A 17,946-nucleotide genomic window follows, 5' to 3' on the forward strand; every position below is an offset into this window, starting at 1 on the left:
CACGCAGGGGCTTTGAGTGCATGCCCCAAGGATACCTCTCGGCTCCTCGGGAATCGCGATTCTTTAGTGGGATAGACGTTCGATGATCAACGCGATCCCCTGGCCGACACCGATGCACATGGTGCACAGGGCGTAGCGGCCGTTACGTTCTTCCAGTTCGTGCAGGGCGGTGGTGACCAGGCGTGCACCACTCATGCCCAACGGATGGCCGAGGGCGATGGCGCCGCCGTTCGGGTTGACCCGTGGGTCGGTGTCGCTCAGGCCCAGTTCGCGCAACACCGCCAGGCCCTGGGCGGCGAAGGCTTCGTTGAGTTCGATCACGTCCATGTCGGCCAGGCTCAGGTTGGCCACTTCCAGCACTTTGCGCGTGGCCGGGACCGGGCCGATGCCCATGATCCGTGGTTCGACGCCAGCGGTGGCCATTGCCACAACGCGGCCGCGGGCGGTCAGGCCGTGGCGTTTGGCGACTTCCGGGCTGGCCAGCAACAGGGCGCAAGCACCGTCGTTGACCCCGGAGGCGTTGCCGGCGGTGATGCTGCCGCCTTCGCGGAACGGCGTGCCGAGTTTGGCCAGCTGTTCAAGGGTGGTGTCGCCGCGAGGGTGTTCGTCGTGCTCGACCACTTTGGCCGGGCCTTTGCGCTGGGGAATTTCCACCGCGACGATTTCCTTGGCCAGGCGCCCATTGGCCTGGGCGGCCGCTGCACGCTGCTGGCTGCGCAGGGCAAAGGCATCCTGGTCGGCGCGGGAAATGTTGAATTGTTCGGCGACGTTCTCCGCCGTTTCCGGCATGGAATCGATACCGTAAGCCTTTTTCATCAGCGGATTAACGAAGCGCCAGCCGATGGTGGTGTCGAAAATCTCCGCCGAGCGGGAAAACGCCTGTTCAGCCTTGCCCATCACCAAAGGTGCGCGGGACATGGATTCGACGCCGCCGACCAGCATCAGCCCGGTTTCGCCACTGCGAATGGCGCGGGCGGCGGTGCCGATGGCATCCAGCCCGGAACCGCAGAGGCGATTGAGGGTGGTGCCCGGCACGCTCACCGGCAACCCGGCCAGCAGCGCCGACATGCGTGCGACGTTGCGGTTGTCTTCACCGGCCTGGTTGGCGCAGCCGTAGATCACGTCGTCGACTGTGCTCCAGTCGACTTGCGGGTGACGGCGCAGCAGTTCGCGCAGCGGCACCGCGCCGAGGTCGTCGGCGCGCACGCCGCTCAGCACGCCGGCGTAACGGCCAATCGGGGTTCGGACGGCGTCGATGATCAGTGCATCATTCATTCGGGTTCTCCTGCGTCAGCACCGGGCCGCGCACTTTGTAGGATTTGCCATGGAACAGGGCGATCAACTGGCCCTGCTGGTTTTCAATGCGTACGTCGTAGTTGCCGGTGCGCCCGGAACGGCTCTGCTCGGTGCAGTCAGCATTCAGCGTGTCACCCAGGCGTGCCGGGGCGATGTAGTCGATGCTGCAACCGATGGCCACGGTGGCTTCGTTGTAGCTGTTGCAGGCAAAGGCGAACGCCGAATCGGCGAGGGCGAACAAGTAGCCGCCGTGGCACGTGCCGTGGCCCTGCAGCATGTCGGCGCGCACGGTCATGCCGACGCGGGCGCAACCGGGGCCGGCCGAGAGCAGGCGCATGCCCATTGCCTGGCTGGCGGCGTCACGCTGGAACAGGGACTGGGCGCATTCGCTGGCCAGCGTCATCGCTTCGTGGTTAGTCATGGAAGTGTCTCCCTTCGGCAACGCGACGGCGCAGCAACAGCGACGGCCGGTAGCGTTCTTCGCCATAACTGGTTTGCAGGTTTTCCAGGGTTTTCAGGATGTGCGACAGGCCAATGGCATCGGCCCAGGCCAGCGGCCCTTGCGGATAATTGACCCCGGCGCGCATGGCCAGATCGATGTCGGCGGACGAGGCAACGCCTTGCAGTAGGGCGTCGGCGGCTTCGTTGGCAAGCATGGCCACGGTGCGCAGGACGGCGAGGGCCGGGCTGTCGCTGAGCAGGCTGACCTTGAGGCCGGCCCGCTGCAGCAGGGCAACGCCTTGTTCGAGCGCTAGCGGATCAATGCCCGCCGCATGGCTGATGGCGATGCGTTTGGCACTGCTGTAATCGAACGCCAGATCCAGCAGGATCAAGTTGCGCAGCCCGTCTTCACGAGCCCGCTGACAGGCCATGCGCCCGTCGCTCAAGGCCAGTACGGCATCACCGACCCGCAGCAAACCCTGACCGTCACGCCGGATGATCTCGACGCCTTGTTCATGCAGGCGAGCGAGCAAACCTTGAGCGATACCGAGGTCACCTTCCACGGCACACACCTCGACCGTCACAGCGCTGCTGGTTTCAGCAGCGAGCGGTCGTTCCGCGCCTTGGGCATAGCTGTAGAAACCCCGACCGCTTTTACGCCCCAAACGCCCGCCATCCACCAGCTCTTTCTGGATCAGCGACGGCAGGAAACGCGTGTCCTGGTAATAGGCGTCGAACACCGAGCAGGTCACGGCGTAGTTGACGTCGTGGCCGATCAGGTCCGTCAGTTCGAACGCGCCCATGGCAAAGCCGCCGGCCTCGCGCATCAACGCATCGAGCGTCGGGCAATCGGCAGCGCCTTCCTGCAGCAGGCGCAGGCTCTCGGCATAGAACGGCCGCGCCACGCGGTTGACGATGAAGCCCGGTGTGGAGCGGGTATGCACCGGTTTTTTGCCCCAGGCCTTGGCGGTGTCGTACAGACACTCGGCGAGTGCCGGATCGCTGGCCAGGCCGGAGACGATTTCCACCAGCGCCATCACCGGTGCCGGGTTGAAGAAGTGCAGGCCGAGCAGGCGCTCTGGATGCTCAAGCTGTGCGGCGATGCTGGTGATCGACAGCGACGAGGTGTTGCTGGCGAGGATGCAATGCTTGCCGCAAATGCCTTCGAGTTGGCGGAACAGCGCGCGCTTGACCTCAAGGTTTTCGACGATGGCCTCGATGATCAGTTCGCAATCGGCCAGCGCTTCGATGGCTTCCACCGCTTGCAGGCGAGCGATGGTTGCGCTGCGCGATTCGGCGGCCAGCTTGCCGTTCTCGACTCGCTTGCCCAGTTGCCGGTCGATGCCTTCAATGGCCTGAGTGGCAGCGCCGGGACGATTGTCCAGCAGCAGCACCGGATGACCGGCTTGCGCCGCGACCTGGGCGATACCGGCACCCATGGCCCCGGCGCCGATCACGGCGATGCGTGCGTTGGTGTTCAGTGCAGTCATGACTCAGCGCCCCTTGAACACGGGGGTGCGTTTTTCCATGAAGGCACCAACGCCTTCGCGGTAATCCTCACTGCGCCCGGCCAGGCGTTGCAGGTCGCGCTCCAGTTCGAGTTGTTCGTCGAAGCTGTTGCTCAGGCTGGCGTTGAGACTGCGTTTGATCAGCGCCAGGCCGTAGGTCGGCTGGGTCGCCAGGTGGCGAGCGAGTTTCAGTGCTTCGTCGCGCAAATCGGCATCGTCCACACACTGGTAGATCAAGCCCCATTGCTCGGCTTGTTCGGCGCTCAGGCGGTTGCCCAGCAGTGCCAAGGCCTTGGCTCGAGCCATGCCGACCAGGCGCGGCAGGGTCCAGGTGCCGCCGGAGTCGGGGATCAGGCCGATCTTGCAGAACGCCTGAATAAAGCTTGCCGAACGCGCCGCCAAAACCAGATCGCAGGCCAGCGGAATGTTGGCGCCGGCCCCTGCGGCCACGCCGTTGACCGCGCAGATCACCGGCAGCGGCAGGTCGCGCAATTGGCGGATCAGCGGGTTGTAGAACTTCTCGATGGACTCGCCAAGATCCGGCACGGCGCTGCCCGGTGCGACATTGCGATCGCTCAGATCCTGCCCGGCGCAGAAGCCGCGGCCTTCGCCGGTCAGCAGCAACACGCGCACGTCCGGGTTCTGCCGCACTTGCTTGAGCGCTTCTTTCACTTCGCCATGCATCTGGGTGTTGAAGCTGTTGAGCTGGTCCGGGCGATTGAGGCTCAGCAGGGCGACGCCGGCCTCGATGGAAAACAGGATGTGTTCGAAGTTCATGGTCTTGGCGCTCTCTTGGAGGTCGATCTGATTCGGTACGGATTACTGGCCGGTGAAGGTCGGCGTGCGCTTTTCCTGAAAGGCGGCGATGCCTTCGTCGCGGTCGCGGGTGCCGGCCAGCACGGTGAAAGCGTGGCGCTCGAAACGCAGGCCGCTGGCGAGGTCGGTGTCCATCGCCTTGAGCAACGACTCCTTGGCCAGGCGCACCGCTAGCGGTGCCTTGGCAGCGATGTTGCGGGCGACTTGCAGGGCGCGCTCGACGGTGAATTCCGGTTGCGTGACTTCGCTGACCAGGCCCGCACGCTGGGCCTGGCGAGCGTCAATCGGCTCGCCGGTCAGGACCATTTGCATGGCCATGGATTTGCCGACGGCGCGCAGCAGGCGCTGGGTGCCACCGGCGCCGGGCATGATCCCGAGGTTGATTTCCGGCTGGCCGAAGCGGGCGTCTTCACCGGCAATGATGATGTCGGCGTGCATCGCCAGTTCACAGCCACCGCCGAGGGCGAAGCCGTTGACTGCGGCGATCAGCGGTTTGCTGAAGCGAGTGATGGCTTGCCAGGACGCCTGGCGCGGATCGTCGAGGATGCCGACCAGGTCGCGCTCGGCCATTTCCTTGATGTCGGCACCGGCGGCGAAGGCCTTGCGGCTGCCGGTGAGGACCACGGCGCGGGTGTCGGGATCGGCTTGGGCGATGCGCAGTTCCTCGGCCAGTTCACCCAGCAGCTCGGTGTTCAAGGCATTCAATGCTTGCGGGCGCTGCAGGGTAATCAGGCGGACGCTAGGCTCGATCAACTCGACGGCAAGGGTTAGAGGCATGGCAGATGCTCTCACGGTGCACGCTCGGCAAGGTGCCGGCTCGTTATTGGATCGGCCGCAGGGGCCGGTTTTGCCCAAGTATAGCTATAACGTGATACGTAAATGCAATACTGAATTAGATTTAATGTGTCTTATTGGTGGTAGGTTGGATTTGTTTTGTGTGTGGGGTCGAGCAACTTGTAATGGGTTCTAACCCTATTTTATTGGGTTTATGGCTGATTTTTCGGCCTCGCGGGCATTCGTCGGAAAGGCGTCTGTCAAGTGATACGCTTTTTTGTCTTTGTGATTGCAAAAATGATGTGATACAAAATGAGCCACTATTTGCATCGCTTTGTGAAGGACACCTTCCATGACCTGCTACAGCCTTGATGGCTTGACCCCGGTAGTTGACCCGAGCGCGTATGTGCACCCGTCTGCCGTATTGATTGGTGACGTGATCATCGGCCCGCATTGTTATGTCGGCCCGTTGGCCAGCCTGCGCGGCGATTTCGGGCGCATCGTGCTGGAAGAGGGCGCCAATCTGCAGGACACCTGCGTGATGCATGGCTTCCCGGACAGCGACACCGTGGTCGAACGCAACGGACACATCGGCCATGGCGCCGTACTGCACGGTTGCCGCATCGGCGCTGACGCGTTGGTGGGCATGAATGCGGTGGTGATGGATAACGCCCGGATCGGCCCGCGCTCTTTCGTTTCGGCGGCGGCGTTCGTCAAGGCCGGGTTCGAGTGCCCGGAGCAGTCGCTGGTGATGGGTGCACCGGCCAGCGTCAAGCGCAGCCTCAGCGATCAGGAAGTGGCGTGGAAACAGGCGGGGACCCGCGAGTATCAGCAACTGGCCCAGCGGTGCCTTGAGCAGATGCAGGTGTGCGAACCGTTGAGCGAACCGGAGCCGGATCGCCCACGGATCAGCGACAGCGGGTTGCGGCCCAAGGGCAGTAGCGCATGAACACCACCCCTGTAGGAGCTGCCGAAGGCTGCGATCTTTTGATCTTGATCTTTCAAAAAACAAAATCAAAAGATCGCAGCCTTCGGCAGCTCCTACGGAGTTTCGGTATATTCCTTTTCTTTTTTCGCTCGGTACGCCCATGTCGTCCCTGACACCCTTGAACCACCTGATTACGCGCTTCCAGGAGCAGACGCCGATTCGCGCCAGTTCCCTGATCATCACCTTGTACGGTGATGCCATCGAGCCCCATGGCGGCACCGTGTGGCTGGGCAGCCTGATTCAATTACTCGAACCGATCGGCATCAATGAACGGCTGATCCGCACTTCGATTTTCCGTTTGACCAAGGAAGGCTGGCTGACCGCCGAGAAAGTCGGTCGCCGCAGCTATTACAGCTTGACCGGCACCGGTCGCCGGCGTTTCGACAAGGCCTTCAAGCGGGTCTACAGCACCACGATGCCCGCGTGGGATGGTTCCTGGTGCCTGGTGATGCTCTCGCAACTGACCCAGGACAAGCGCAAACAAGTGCGCGAAGAGTTGGAATGGCAAGGTTTTGGTGCGATTTCGCCGATGGTCCTGGCGTGCCCGCGCAGCGATCGCTCGGATGTCAACGCAACCTTGCTCGACCTCGGTGCACAGGAAGACACCATCGTCTTCGAAACCACCGCCCAGGATGTGCTGGCCTCCAAGGCCCTGCGCCTGCAAGTGCGCGAGAGTTGGAACATCGAGGAACTGGCGACTCACTACAGCGAGTTCATCCAATTGTTCCGACCGCTCTGGCAAGCGCTTCGCGAGCAGGAAAACCTGCAACCGGCCGATTGCTTTCTGGCGCGGATCCTGCTTATTCACGAGTACCGCAAATTGCTGCTGCGTGACCCGCAACTGCCGGACGAATTGTTGCCCGGTGATTGGGAAGGGCGTGCGGCCCGGCAGTTGTGCCGCAATATTTACCGTTTGATTTACGCCAAGGCTGAACAGTGGCTGAACAGCGCACTGGAGACGGCCGATGGTCCGTTGCCCGATGTCGGTGAAAGCTTCTATCGACGTTTTGGCGGACTGAAGTAGCACGTCATTGTTCAGGGAGTGGTGCGGTTCAGGAGACTTGAAGCATCCCGATGTCGTGTGGATTGGCGTAGACAATAAAAATAAGCCTGCGTGAGGCCTGACATGATTTCTACAACCGCACAGCGCCAGGATGGGTTCGATCAGTGGATCCATCAGATCAACCAGATCTGCGGCGCCTTCAACGCACAACCCCTGGGCAGCGACTTTGCCGGGCAGATCCGCGAGTACCGCAGCGATGCCCTCAAGCTCAGCTTCGTCGATGCCTGCCAGGCGCGGCTTTACCGCACGCCACAACAGGTGGCGGCGGGCGAGGACGGCAAGTACTTCGCGGTGTTCCAGCTCGATGGCACGGCGGGCATGGCCCAGGGCGACGACAAGGTGCTGTTGTCCGCCGGCGACATCACACTGATCGATGCTTCGCGCCCCAGCGACTTCACCTACAGCGAAAACTCCCGGCAGTTGTCGCTGATCCTGCCTTATCAACTGGTGGAGCAAACCCTGCGTTTCAACCAGGTCAAATGCGGCCACCGGATTGCCGCCACTTCACCGATCGCCATGCTGTCGCACCGGCTGATCCTCGATGCCACGCGTCAACAGCACCTGACCCGGCAAGAAAGTGAAGCGACCCTGGAAGCGATTGTCAGCCTGTTGCGCCCTGTCATCAGCCAGACCGACGATTGCACCGACCCGCACGAGCGCATCTTCCGCAAGACCTTGAGTTTCATCGACGCGAACATTCGTTCCGAAGAACTGTGCCCGGAATGGCTGGCGCGGGAAGTCGGCATGTCGACCCGCGGCCTGTACCGGATGTTTGCCAAGAAAGGCCTGGTGGTGGCGCGCTACATCAAGAACCGCCGGCTGGACTTGTGCGCCGAATCCTTGCGCCAATCGGGCAAGGAACAGAAGTTGTCGGTGCTGGGGTATTCGTGGGGGTTTTCCGATTCGAGCTACTTCTCCACGGCGTTCAAATCGCGCTTCGGCATTGCGCCGGGGGAGTATCGCAAGCAGTACGCGTGAAGCTCAAAAAGATCGCAGCCTTCGGCAGCTCCTACAGGATCGGGTTTTCACACCGTCAATGTAGGAGCTGCCGAAGGCTGCGATTTTTTTTGCTTACTTCGTTGAGTTGAGGTTCAACGTCGGCGTTTCACCGAAGAAGTTCCACGGTTTGAGCAGCACGTGCACCCACTCGGTCGGCATGATCGGCCACTCTTCGGCCCGTGCAATGTGGGTGGTGCCGGTGGTCAGCCAGACCACATCGTCGGTGTTCTCGATGGACTGGTTATCCTGGGTGAACTGCCCCAGCCCCGAGTCTTTGTCCGAGCGGTTCGGGTACTTGCCTTCGGGGTATTTTTCTTCCGGGTTGTATTGCGTCACCCACAGTTGCTTGTCCATGAAACTCAGGCGGTGATACAGCCATTCGTCCTTGCCGAAGTTGGCGCCCTTGGCCACCGGGTGCGTGCCGCCGGCATACGGAATCAACTGGTAGGACACCGGATTGCCAACCTTGTTTTCCTTGCTGAAGTTGGTCAGCAGGCGCACGGTCGACGGGTCGAATTTCTGCGCCGCCTGTTGTTCGCTGGTGACCACTTTGGTCTCGGTCTGCATGGTACTGGTGCGCGGGCCGCCACGGTCGTTGGGCAGCACCACCGGGTTCACTTCCACCAGCGAGTTTTGCTCGCCATCCACGTCCATATCGAGGCGGAAGTTGTAGATGTGCTGGTGCGTGGTGCCGACGATGTTGTGGTCCAGCAGGGTGCCGTAGCGGGTGTCTTCCTTGGCAGTGTCTTCGTGCATGGTTTTGGACTTCACGCCCTTGACCGCTTCGATGCCGGTGGCGCCGGCGTCGATGCCGATGGTGCCGTTCTGCTGGAAGACCCAGTCGAAAATGTAGTCGTAGTTGCCCACGGTACTGATCCAGCGCACCACCAGTTCACGACGCTCGGTGCTGAGGTTGGGCTGGCCCATTTCCTGGTGTTTGTACTCCGGCCCGGCGTAGCGCTCGAACACGGCGATGGCACGTGGAATCGCGGTCGGTGCGCCGGTGTAGTCGGCGATGGTGGCGTCCAGCAACACGGCGTTTTGCGGGGCGTCTTTGCCTCGGGCGATCGGTGAAGTCAGGGTGCCCATGCCGTAGTCACCGGAATCGAGGTAAGCCTTGAAGTACCAGCCAACATCCGGGTCGCCGTAAGGCACGATCATGCCACCCAGCGAGCCTTCGTACATGATTTTGCGTTTCTTGCCCTTGTCGTCGTAAGTGACGGTGGACAGGATCGGCCCGACCCGCGAGTCGAGACGAACGTGGAAGTCCCAGTTCTGCCAGTGAATGCTGTTGCCGCTGATGGTGTAGTTCTTGCCCTCGGGCTCGATGATTTCCAGCGGTTTGACCGCCACGCCCTGGCGTCCACGGCCGTCATACGGCGTCGGTTTCATCGGCACCGGAATCAGCGCTTCGTCTTCGATCTTGATCAGTTTTTTCTGTTCCAGGTCGACAATCGCCACCAGGCCTTCAATCGGGTGCGCCCAGTAGTTACCGTCATCGACATTCAGGTAACTGACGATTTTCAGCAGTCGCTTGTCCTGCGCCAGGCCGTCCTTGCCGTCGAAATAACCGACGGTCAGTGGCGTGGCCACGACTTTTTTCACATCGGTGATACCACGCTTGGCCAAGGCTTGCGCGTATTCCGGGCTGGTCTCGACGGCGGTTTGCACGGTCGCGAAGTCATCCAGTAGCACCATGCCATGGGCGCCTTGCACCGGTTTCCAGGATTTGAGTTGTTTGCTGTCCAGATCCACCAGCGCTTCGATCACATGCTTGCCGTCCAGCACCACGATGGAGGCCTGGCGCGGCTGAGTGACGTTTTGCCCGGTGAAGATGAAGTTCCACACTTGATCCTTCGGTGGCTCCTTCACCGAGACTTCGGTGAAGCGAAAACCCGGTTTGTAATTTTCCGATTGCTTGACGATGTCCACCGCCGCCGTGATTTCAGCGGCGCTCAGCGGGTTGAGCGGGCTGGGGCGGGTTTCGACGACGAAGGTCTTGTCCAGGCCGGACTGGAAGACCTGGTTAATGAAGTCCTTGGACATGAACGCGGTATGGTTCTTGAACACCACCGGCACCGTCAGTTCGATGCGCTTGCCGTTGAGCATGGCCACTTTGCTGTCGGGCTTGACCTTGAGGTAGACCCCGTCCTTGGCAATGGTGAACAGGTTCGAATAGTCGTCCCACTTGACCGTGGCGCCAAACTCTTCCAGACCTGCTTGCAGGGGCACCATTTCAGCGTGGCCGCCGTGGGCCTGGGCATTGCCGGCCCAGAAGGGCAGGCCGAGGGCGCTCAGGGAGATGGCCAGGGCGAGCCGGGCAAGCGGTGATCGTTTGGACGAAGTTTTGGTGCTGGACATGTGTGCATTCCTGGGAAAAGCCGGTGACTGGCATGCTTGCACTTTGCTACAGACTGTCGCCGGCTGCATTGGAATTGCTGCCAGATTACTTTGGTTGCCTGCCTTTGTAGGCGCCGGCTTCTACGGGCGCAGGGCCACGTAGGCATTGCGCAGGTCGCTTGCCCAGCCATCGAGCACGCTTTTTACGTCTGCCGTGGTGATGACTTGCTGGTCGTTTTCCAGCGGCACACCCGTGCCTTTGCGCACCACTTCAGCGACCACGGTTCGGGTTTCACCGTCGAGAAACACCACTTCGGTGGCAATTTCACTGTCCTGATCGCGGATCCCGGTGGCCGTGCTGACGCCCGCTGCAACCAGGGTAATCGGCAACCATTCATAATAGCGCAGGCTTTGGGTGCTGGCCGTCACGCCGGTGATTGCCGGCCGGACGATCAGGGTTTTGGGACCTGGGGTGGTCACCACGGTCAAGACCTTTCCCAGCTCATACTGCAGCGCGGCATCGTAATACCAGGTCGTGTCGGAAAGTGTGGTTTGCGGTATGCGTTGAGTCGGCAGCCTCTTTGGGTAGAACTGGCTCGGTTCGAAATACACCTGCGTGTAACGCTCGACCTTGAGTGCCGGGCTCACCCAGCTCAGCACGGTTTGCCCGGACGATGATTGGTGTTCGGTCAAAACGCTGTAATCGGGCAAAAAACCGCTGTAGGCCTCGGGCGCGACTTTTTTGTTGCTGCACGCCGAGAGGGCAATGGTTGCGGCAGCCAATAGCGACAGCGAGAAGTGTTTTCTCATCGAGGAATTCCTGGGTGGATTGGTTAAAGAGCGCGCGTGCGGCGGGTCATCGGTCGCCCGGCAATTCTTCCGAACTGTCGATGCGCAGGCCGCCATGGGCCATGATCCATTGGGTAAATTCGGCAATGGGCACCGAGTGGACGTACTCCACCCAATGACTGGTGGCCGGGCTGTAGCGCTCGAAGTAGCGGCGCAGCACCACGTGGGTCCGATCGTCGGTCAGGCCCAGGCACGCCTGCTGGAATAGAATCGGTTCGTCGTGCCCCGGCGCGCTGGTGCGCTGATTGAGGATCACGCTGTGAGCGCTATCGCTCGCCTCGACCGGGTAGGTGCTGTTCGATCCCTGCATGGAAGACCTCATGGGTTGGAAGCCGCGCAGGGTGCCGCAGGGCGATTGCGGCCGTATGTCCGGATGATGTCCGCGGTGTAGAAATGTTGCTTGATTGAAATATATGACCCTGGCCGCGGAATGGTTTTAGATACGCTCTTTTTTCGACCCGTGGACCCCTGAACGTGAGCAGACTGCTGATCGTCGACGACGATGTGGAAATCCTGGACCTGCTGAGGAAGTTCTTTGTTCAGCATGCCTACGAGGTGGATTTGGCCACCCACGGTGAGGCCATGTGGGCGGTGATAGAAAAAAACCGGCCGGACATCATCATTCTCGACCTGATGCTGCCCGGCGAAGGAGGCCTGAGCCTGTGCCAGAAGTTGCGGGCCAGAACGAGCATCCCGATCATCATGTTGACCGCCATGGGCGAGTTGAGCGACCGCATCGTCGGCCTGGAACTGGGCGCCGATGATTACCTGACCAAGCCGTTCGACCCTCGGGAATTGCTGGCTCGCCTGCGCGCGGTGCAGCGTCGCGCGGGTGAGAACAGCCCAGGGCAAGAGCCGATGCGGCCAGTGATCACCTTTGCCGATTGGCAGCTGGATATCACCTGTCGTGAACTGCGCTCACCCCAGGGCGTGATGATTCCGTTGTCGGCGGGCGAGTTCGATTTGCTGCTGGTTTTTCTCGAACATCCACAGCGCATTCTCACTCGCGAACAATTGATCGACCTGGCACGCGGCCAGGGCTATGACGCCTATGACCGCAGCATCGATGTGCAGGTCAGCCGCCTGCGCCGCAAGATCGAGCCGGACAGCAAGCGCCCGGATCTCATTCGCACGGTGCGCAATGGCGGCTATATGTTCTCTGCCCGGGTGACCCGCTCGTGAACATTCGAATCGCCCCACGCGACACCCTCAGAAGCCGGATCGCGCTGACGATTGTTGCGGCAATGATCGCTTCGCTGGCGCTCAATGGTTTGTTCGTTCAGGTGGCCGGCACCTGGGGGCGGCCGCCCATTGAGCGCACCGGGTTGCTGGAGCAGATGGCCGCGAATGTCCGGGTGATCGAAGCGGCGCCTGCGGCGTTGCGTTCGCACTTGGCCGCCGCAGCGAGCAGTCCGATGCTGGAGGTGCGCTGGAACCCGCAGCGGTCCGATTTTCATCTGCCCTCGGGCGGGACGCCGGTGCCACCGGATGGTTCGCCGTTGCAGCAATTGCTCGGCGACAGCCCTCGCAACATTGAAGTCTTCAACCCCAGCGACTGGCCGGACGACAGCCCTCAGGCGCATTACGTCGCGCTCATTCAGTTACGCGATGGCAGCTGGTTGACGTTCACGCCCCCGGAACGCAGTTGGGGGCTGGACACAAACGTGCGGATCCCGATCATCATTGTGCTGGGGTTGATTGCAACCCTGCTGGTCGCCTGGGTTGCCACCCGTCAGCTGGCCAATCCGCTGCAACGCTTTGCCAGCGCCGCGCGGCGTTTTGGCGGTGACTTGCGCGCGCCACCGATCAAAATCGAAGGCCCCCACGAAATTCGCCAGGCCATCATCGCTTTCAATACCATGCAGGCGCAGATCCGGCACTTTCTCAGCGAGCGCACGCAAATGCTCGCGGCCATCTCCCACGACTTGCGCGCGCCCCTGACGCGGATGCGCCTGCGCAGCGAGTTCATGGACGACCTGGAGCATCAGCGCAAAATGGTGCGTGACATCGAAGAAATGCAAACGATGATCAACGCGGCGCTGGGGTTTTTCCGAGAAGAAACCCACAGGGAGACAACGACTGCTTTTGACCTCTCGGAACTGCTGCAAACGATCGTCGATGATTTCCGCGATCAAGGCATCGAGATCGGTTTTACCGGCCCGGCCCACCTGGTGTACGACGGCCGTCCGCTGGGGATCAAACGGGTGATCGTCAACCTTCTGGAGAACGCGGTGAAGTATGCCCGCCAGCCGAGCATCGAGCTGATGGGGAACGAGCATCGGGTGCGCATCGAAGTCAGCGACGAAGGCCCAGGCATTCCCGAGGCCGCGCTGGACCGGGTGTTCGACCCTTTTTACCGGCTGGAAACCTCACGCAACCGTGATACCGGTGGTGTCGGGCTTGGTTTGTCGGCGGCGCGAGCAATCGTTCGTGAGCAGGGCGGGGAGTTAACCCTAAAAAATCGCAACGGCGGGGGGCTGGTGGCGTGCCTGGAGCTGCCGGGTACGCGTCGCGCAAATGCCGGATAACGCTAGTGGAGAGGGGATGTCCGGCCGCTGAGCTGCAAATCATTGCCTTGGGTTAATAGGAAGCATTACTATTCACGCCCCCGACTCCACAGCACAGCGAAATGATCCCCAAGCTGCCCCGCAGACACGGCTTCTTCGAGCATTACGAAGAGTTGGTTGGCACCTGGACCCGTCGCCTGAGAAACCGCTCTCAGGCTGAGGATCTGGCCCACGATACCTTTGTGCGGGTGCTTGAGTCGGATTCGGCGGCGGTGGAGCAACCTCGGGCCTACCTGCACCAGACCGCACGCAACATCGCGGTGGACGGTTATCGGCGTGAGGACCGGCGGGGCGCCATGGAGTCAGAGGCGATTGATCTCAGTGTGTCGTCGACCGACGACCCGGAGCATTTCATGCATGCGATCCAATTGGCCGATTCCATCGAACGCGCGCTCACCGAACTGCCAGTCAACTGCCGCAAGGTGTTTGTCTGGCAGAAAATCGAGGGCCTGACCCAGGCTGAAATCGCCGAACGGCTGGGACTGTCCAAGAACATGGTGGAAAAGTATATGATCCGCACGCTGCGGCATCTGCGTGACCGCCTTGAAGGACTGCAACCATGAGGTGCGGTGGCTTGCGTAGGAGCTGCCGAAGGCTGCGATCTTTTGATCTTCAGCGGTCTCAAAGCAGCCAAAAGATCGCAGCCTGCGGCAGCTCCTACGCCAGGGCGCGGCGTCAATTTCCATCCCCAGCCAAACAGGAAATTCCATGATGGATACTCGTGCTTGTGCGTGCGGGCAAACAACGGTTCGCGATGACGCGGCGCGGTGGTTTGTGCGTTTGCAGGACCCCGTCGTCGATGCCGATGAGCAAGTCCGCTTCGAGGCCTGGCTGGACGAACACCCTCAACACCGTAACGAATTCGAATTGCTCCAGGGACTGTGGAAAGCCGCCGACCTGCTGCCTGCCGCGCGCCTGCAAGCGCTGTGTCAGGAGGCGCCGGCGCGCAACAAGCGTCGCCCGGTGATGCGTTATGCGGTGGCCGCCAGTGTGCTGGCGGTGGCGCTCGGGTTGGGGCTGTTCAGTGGGTTGAACCGCCCGACGCCATACACCGCCGAATTTTCCACGGCGCTCGGCGAACGTCGGCATGTGGCGTTGCCGGATGGCTCGGTGGTCGATCTGGACAGCCGCAGTCGCATTCAGGTGCACTTCGAGAAAGACCGTCGCAGCATCGAACTGGCCGAAGGCGAGGCCATGTTCAACGTCCAGCATGACACCCGCCGGCCCTTCATCGTCGACGCCGGCAGCGGCAAGGTCACGGTCACCGGCACCCGTTTCGATGTGCGCCGGGGCGTCACCGAAACCCGGGTCGTGGTGGAGCAGGGCACCGTCAAGGTGCAAGGACACGACGCCGCCGATGATGATTTCATCAGCCTCACGGCTGGCCTGGGCACGCATGTCGATGCGCATGGCAAAGTGGCGGCGGCCTATGCGGTCAATCCCGCTGAGCTGACGGCCTGGCGCAACGGCAAACTGGTGTTCAACAACGCCAGCCTGGCCGACGTCGCCGAGCAAGTCTCGCGCTATCGGGAGAAGCCGCTCAAGGTCGGCAACCCCGCCGTGGGCAATCTGCGCCTGACCAGCGTGTTCAAATCCGACAACACCGATGCACTGCTCAAGGCCCTGCCGAACATCCTTCCGGTGGCGGTGCGTACCCTCGATGACGGCAGTCAGGAAATAATTTCAAAATAAAATTCAGGTTTTTTTCGAGTTCATCGTCTTCCTGTTCAACTGCAACTGGTTTGCATTAACAAGCGCACACTCTTGCGATCCACAGGACTACGTTCGACGTGAAAACATCCACCGCTAAAAACAATAAACTCCCTTGGTTGCCGCTGGCCCTCGCGCTGGCGGTCAATGTTGCGATGCCCCAGGCTTTTGCGGCCGACGCCATTCGCATTCCGGCGCAGCCATTGGGTCAAGCCTTGAGTGAGCTGGGCCAGCAAACGTCGTTGCAGGTTTTTTTCAGCCCTGAACTGGTGGCCGGCAAGCAGGCGCCAGCGGTGGACGGCAATATTTCTCCGGAAGAGGCGCTGCGTCAGTTGTTGCAGGGCAGCGGTCTGCAATACCAGATCGATGAGGGCTCGGTGACCTTGTTGCCAGCGCCGGCTGCGGCGGCAAACGGTCCGCTGGAGCTGGGCGTGACCGACATCAAAGTGGTCGGCGACTGGCTCGGCGACGCCGATGCCGCCGTGGTGCAGAACCACCCGGGTGCGCGGACCGTGATCCGCCGCGAAGCGATGGTCGAGCAGGGCGCCATGAACGTCGGCGACGTGTTGAAGCGCGTACCGGGTGTGCAAGTGCAGGACGCCAACGGTACCGGTGGCAGCGACATTTCCCTGAACGTCGGCGTTCGCGGCCTGACGTCGCGCCTGTCGCCACGCTCCACCGTGCTGATCGATGGCGTGCCGGCGGCGTTCGCGCCTTACGGCCAGCCGCAGCTGTCCATGGCACCGATTTCCTCCGGCAACCTCGACAGCATCGACGTAGTGCGCGGCGCCGGTTCGGTACGTTATGGACCACAGAACGTGGGCGGTGTGATCAACTTCGTGACCCGCGCGATCCCGGAAAAAGCCTCGGCGGAAATCGGCACCACCCTGGAAACTTCCCAGCACGGCGGCTGGAAGCACATCGACACATTTTTTGCTGGCGGCACCGCCGACAACGGCATGGGCGTGGCGCTGTTGTACTCGGGGGTAAACGGCGATGGCTACCGTGAGCGCAACAACGGCAACGACATCGATGACGTGATCCTCAAGACCCATTGGGCACCGACGGATTACGACGATTTCAGCCTCAATTTCCATTACTACGATGCCAGCGCCGACATGCCCGGCGGCCTGACCCAGGCGCAGTACGACGCTGATCCGTTCCAGTCCGACCGCAACAACGACAACTTCAGCGGCCGTCGCAAGGACGTGTCGTTCAAGTGGATTCGCCAACTCGACGACCGCACTCAGGCCGAAGTGCTGACGTACTACACCGACAGTTTTCGTGGCAGCAACATCGCCGCCCGCGATCAGAAAACCATCGGCTCGTTCCCGCGCACTTACTACACCTTCGGCATCGAGCCGCGGGTGTCCCATGTGTTCGACGTCGGCCCGACCACCCAGGAAGTCAGCGTCGGTTATCGCTATTTGAAAGAAGCCATGCACGAACAGGCCAGCCGTCTGGCACTCAACAGCGCCAACGAGCCGGTGGTGCGTCCGGGGTCCGACGGGCACGTTTATCAGGACCGTACCGGTGGCACCGAAGCCAACTCGGTGTACGTCGACAACAAAATCGACGTCGGCAACTGGACCATCACGCCGGGCATCCGTTTTGAACACATCAGCACCGACTGGCACGACCGCCCGGTACTCGACACGGCCGGCCGCCCGGTTCCGGAAAAGAACCGCAGCATCGAAAGCAACGAGCCGCTGCCGGCGCTGAGCGTGATGTATCACCTGTCCGATGCCTGGAAACTGTTCGCCAACTACGAAACTTCGTTCGGCAGCCTGCAATATTTCCAGCTCGGTCAGGGCGGTACGGGTGACAGCACCGCCAATGGCCTGGAGCCGGAGAAAGCCAAGACCTACGAGGTCGGCACGCGCTACAACGATGACGTGTGGGGCGGCGAAGTGACGCTGTTCTACATCGACTTCGATAAAGAGTTGCAGTACATCAGCAACGATGCGGGCTGGACCAACCTGGGCGCGACCACTCACCAGGGTATCGAAGCGTCGGTACACTACGACATGGCCGCCTTGGACCCGCGCCTGGAGGGCCTGACCGCCAACGCCGGCTTCACCTACACCCGCGCGGTGTATGAGGGCGAGATTCCGGGCTTCAAGGGGCGTGACCTGCCGTTCTACTCGCGTCAGGTGGCTACCGCCGGCCTGCGCTACGACATCGATCGCTGGACCTATAACGTCGATGCCTTTGCCCAGTCCAAACAGCGCTCGCCGGGCGTGGCTGTGAACGCCGACGGCAGCTTCACCAACAACTACATCACCGAAGGCACCGCCGATGGTCAGTACGGCGACATCCCGGGTTACGTCACCTGGAACGTACGTGGCGGCTATGATTTCGGTCCACAGGTGTCGAACCTGAAACTGGGCGCGGGGGTGAAAAACGTCTTCGACAAGCAGTACTTCACCCGCTCCAGCGACAACAACTCGGGCATGTACGTTGGTGCGCCGCGTACCTTCTTTGTGCAGGCCAGCGTGGGGTTCTAAAATCTTAAGATCAAAAGATCGCAGCCTTCGGCAGCTCCTACATTCGGACGTCTTCCGTCCTGTAGGAGCTGCCGAAGGCTGCGATCTT

General features: G+C 61.4%; 16 protein-coding genes. 8 read left to right on the forward strand and 8 right to left on the reverse strand.

The genetic code is table 11. The annotated features are described in order from the left end of the window. Positions 1–63: 63 nt before the first annotated feature. From pcaF to paaF, 5 genes are read right to left on the reverse strand one after another with little or no spacing between them, the layout of a single operon-like run. Positions 64–1,275 (reverse strand): 3-oxoadipyl-CoA thiolase, encoded by a 1,212-nt coding sequence (pcaF, locus tag KVG88_RS12920; protein WP_150703180.1) that lies wholly within the window; start codon positions 1,273–1,275, stop codon positions 64–66. After that, complete coding sequence (paaI, locus tag KVG88_RS12925) at positions 1,268–1,717, reverse strand: hydroxyphenylacetyl-CoA thioesterase PaaI (protein WP_150703181.1); 450 nt, start codon at positions 1,715–1,717, stop codon at positions 1,268–1,270. Before paaI ends, pcaF begins: the two co-directional genes overlap by 8 nt. Then, positions 1,710–3,227 (reverse strand): 3-hydroxyacyl-CoA dehydrogenase PaaH, encoded by a 1,518-nt coding sequence (gene paaH / locus KVG88_RS12930; protein WP_217871639.1) that lies wholly within the window; start codon positions 3,225–3,227, stop codon positions 1,710–1,712. Before paaH ends, paaI begins: the two co-directional genes overlap by 8 nt. A 3-nt stretch (positions 3,228–3,230) precedes the next feature. Continuing rightward, complete coding sequence (gene paaG, locus KVG88_RS12935) at positions 3,231–4,022, reverse strand: 2-(1,2-epoxy-1,2-dihydrophenyl)acetyl-CoA isomerase PaaG (protein WP_217871640.1); 792 nt, start codon at positions 4,020–4,022, stop codon at positions 3,231–3,233. A 42-nt stretch (positions 4,023–4,064) separates the two neighbouring features. Further along, entirely contained in the window at positions 4,065–4,838 is a 774-nt protein-coding gene (gene paaF / locus KVG88_RS12940) for a 2,3-dehydroadipyl-CoA hydratase PaaF (RefSeq protein ID WP_217871641.1), read from the reverse strand. Between the two features lie 349 nt (positions 4,839–5,187). On the opposite strand from paaF, the gene paaY reads away from it, so the two are divergent. From paaY to feaR, 3 genes are all read left to right on the forward strand, one after another. Beyond that, the gene (paaY, locus tag KVG88_RS12945) at positions 5,188–5,784 is read left to right on the forward strand and encodes a phenylacetic acid degradation protein PaaY (protein ID WP_217871642.1); all 597 of its coding nucleotides are present in this window, start codon (positions 5,188–5,190) and stop codon (positions 5,782–5,784) included. A 139-nt stretch (positions 5,785–5,923) separates the two neighbouring features. Continuing rightward, positions 5,924–6,847 carry a phenylacetic acid degradation operon negative regulatory protein PaaX gene (gene paaX, locus KVG88_RS12950; protein ID WP_217871643.1) on the forward strand — a complete coding sequence of 308 codons (924 nt, stop codon included), beginning with the start codon at positions 5,924–5,926 and terminating at the stop codon, positions 6,845–6,847. A 102-nt stretch (positions 6,848–6,949) separates the two neighbouring features. Then, positions 6,950–7,864 (forward strand): transcriptional regulator FeaR, encoded by a 915-nt coding sequence (feaR, locus tag KVG88_RS12955; protein ID WP_217871644.1) that lies wholly within the window; start codon positions 6,950–6,952, stop codon positions 7,862–7,864. 93 nt (positions 7,865–7,957) lie between these two features. Here feaR and tynA read toward each other — a convergent pair whose 3' ends face one another. The 3 genes from tynA to KVG88_RS12970 form a co-directional block, all read right to left on the reverse strand. Further along, positions 7,958–10,246: a primary-amine oxidase gene (tynA, locus tag KVG88_RS12960; protein ID WP_217871645.1), complete on the reverse strand. Its 2,289-nt coding sequence runs from the start codon at positions 10,244–10,246 to the stop codon at positions 7,958–7,960. Between the two features lie 120 nt (positions 10,247–10,366). Continuing rightward, positions 10,367–11,035 (reverse strand): DUF3313 domain-containing protein, encoded by a 669-nt coding sequence (locus KVG88_RS12965; RefSeq protein WP_217871646.1) that lies wholly within the window; start codon positions 11,033–11,035, stop codon positions 10,367–10,369. Between the two features lie 46 nt (positions 11,036–11,081). Continuing rightward, positions 11,082–11,384: a hypothetical protein gene (locus tag KVG88_RS12970; protein WP_150703190.1), complete on the reverse strand. Its 303-nt coding sequence runs from the start codon at positions 11,382–11,384 to the stop codon at positions 11,082–11,084. Between the two features lie 164 nt (positions 11,385–11,548). Between KVG88_RS12970 and KVG88_RS12975 the strand changes: the two genes are divergently transcribed. The 5 genes from KVG88_RS12975 to KVG88_RS12995 all read left to right on the forward strand — a co-directional run bounded on the left by KVG88_RS12975 (position 11,549) and on the right by KVG88_RS12995 (position 17,858). Then, entirely contained in the window at positions 11,549–12,256 is a 708-nt protein-coding gene (locus KVG88_RS12975; RefSeq protein WP_217871647.1) for a response regulator, read from the forward strand. After that, positions 12,253–13,602 carry an ATP-binding protein gene (locus KVG88_RS12980; RefSeq protein ID WP_150703192.1) on the forward strand — a complete coding sequence of 450 codons (1,350 nt, stop codon included), beginning with the start codon at positions 12,253–12,255 and terminating at the stop codon, positions 13,600–13,602. The genes KVG88_RS12975 and KVG88_RS12980 overlap by 4 nt, the downstream gene beginning before the upstream one ends. 101 nt (positions 13,603–13,703) lie before the next feature. Next, on the forward strand, positions 13,704–14,204 hold the full coding sequence (locus KVG88_RS12985) for a sigma-70 family RNA polymerase sigma factor (protein WP_150703193.1): 501 nt from the start codon (positions 13,704–13,706) through the stop codon (positions 14,202–14,204). Between the two features lie 145 nt (positions 14,205–14,349). Beyond that, positions 14,350–15,333 carry a FecR family protein gene (locus tag KVG88_RS12990; protein ID WP_150703194.1) on the forward strand — a complete coding sequence of 328 codons (984 nt, stop codon included), beginning with the start codon at positions 14,350–14,352 and terminating at the stop codon, positions 15,331–15,333. Between the two features lie 98 nt (positions 15,334–15,431). Continuing rightward, positions 15,432–17,858: a TonB-dependent siderophore receptor gene (locus KVG88_RS12995; RefSeq protein WP_217871648.1), complete on the forward strand. Its 2,427-nt coding sequence runs from the start codon at positions 15,432–15,434 to the stop codon at positions 17,856–17,858. Positions 17,859–17,946 lie beyond the last annotated feature (88 nt).

The organism is Pseudomonas azerbaijanoccidentalis, assembly GCF_019145495.1.
GTDB classification, from domain to species: Bacteria; Pseudomonadota; Gammaproteobacteria; order Pseudomonadales; family Pseudomonadaceae; genus Aquipseudomonas; species Aquipseudomonas azerbaijanoccidentalis.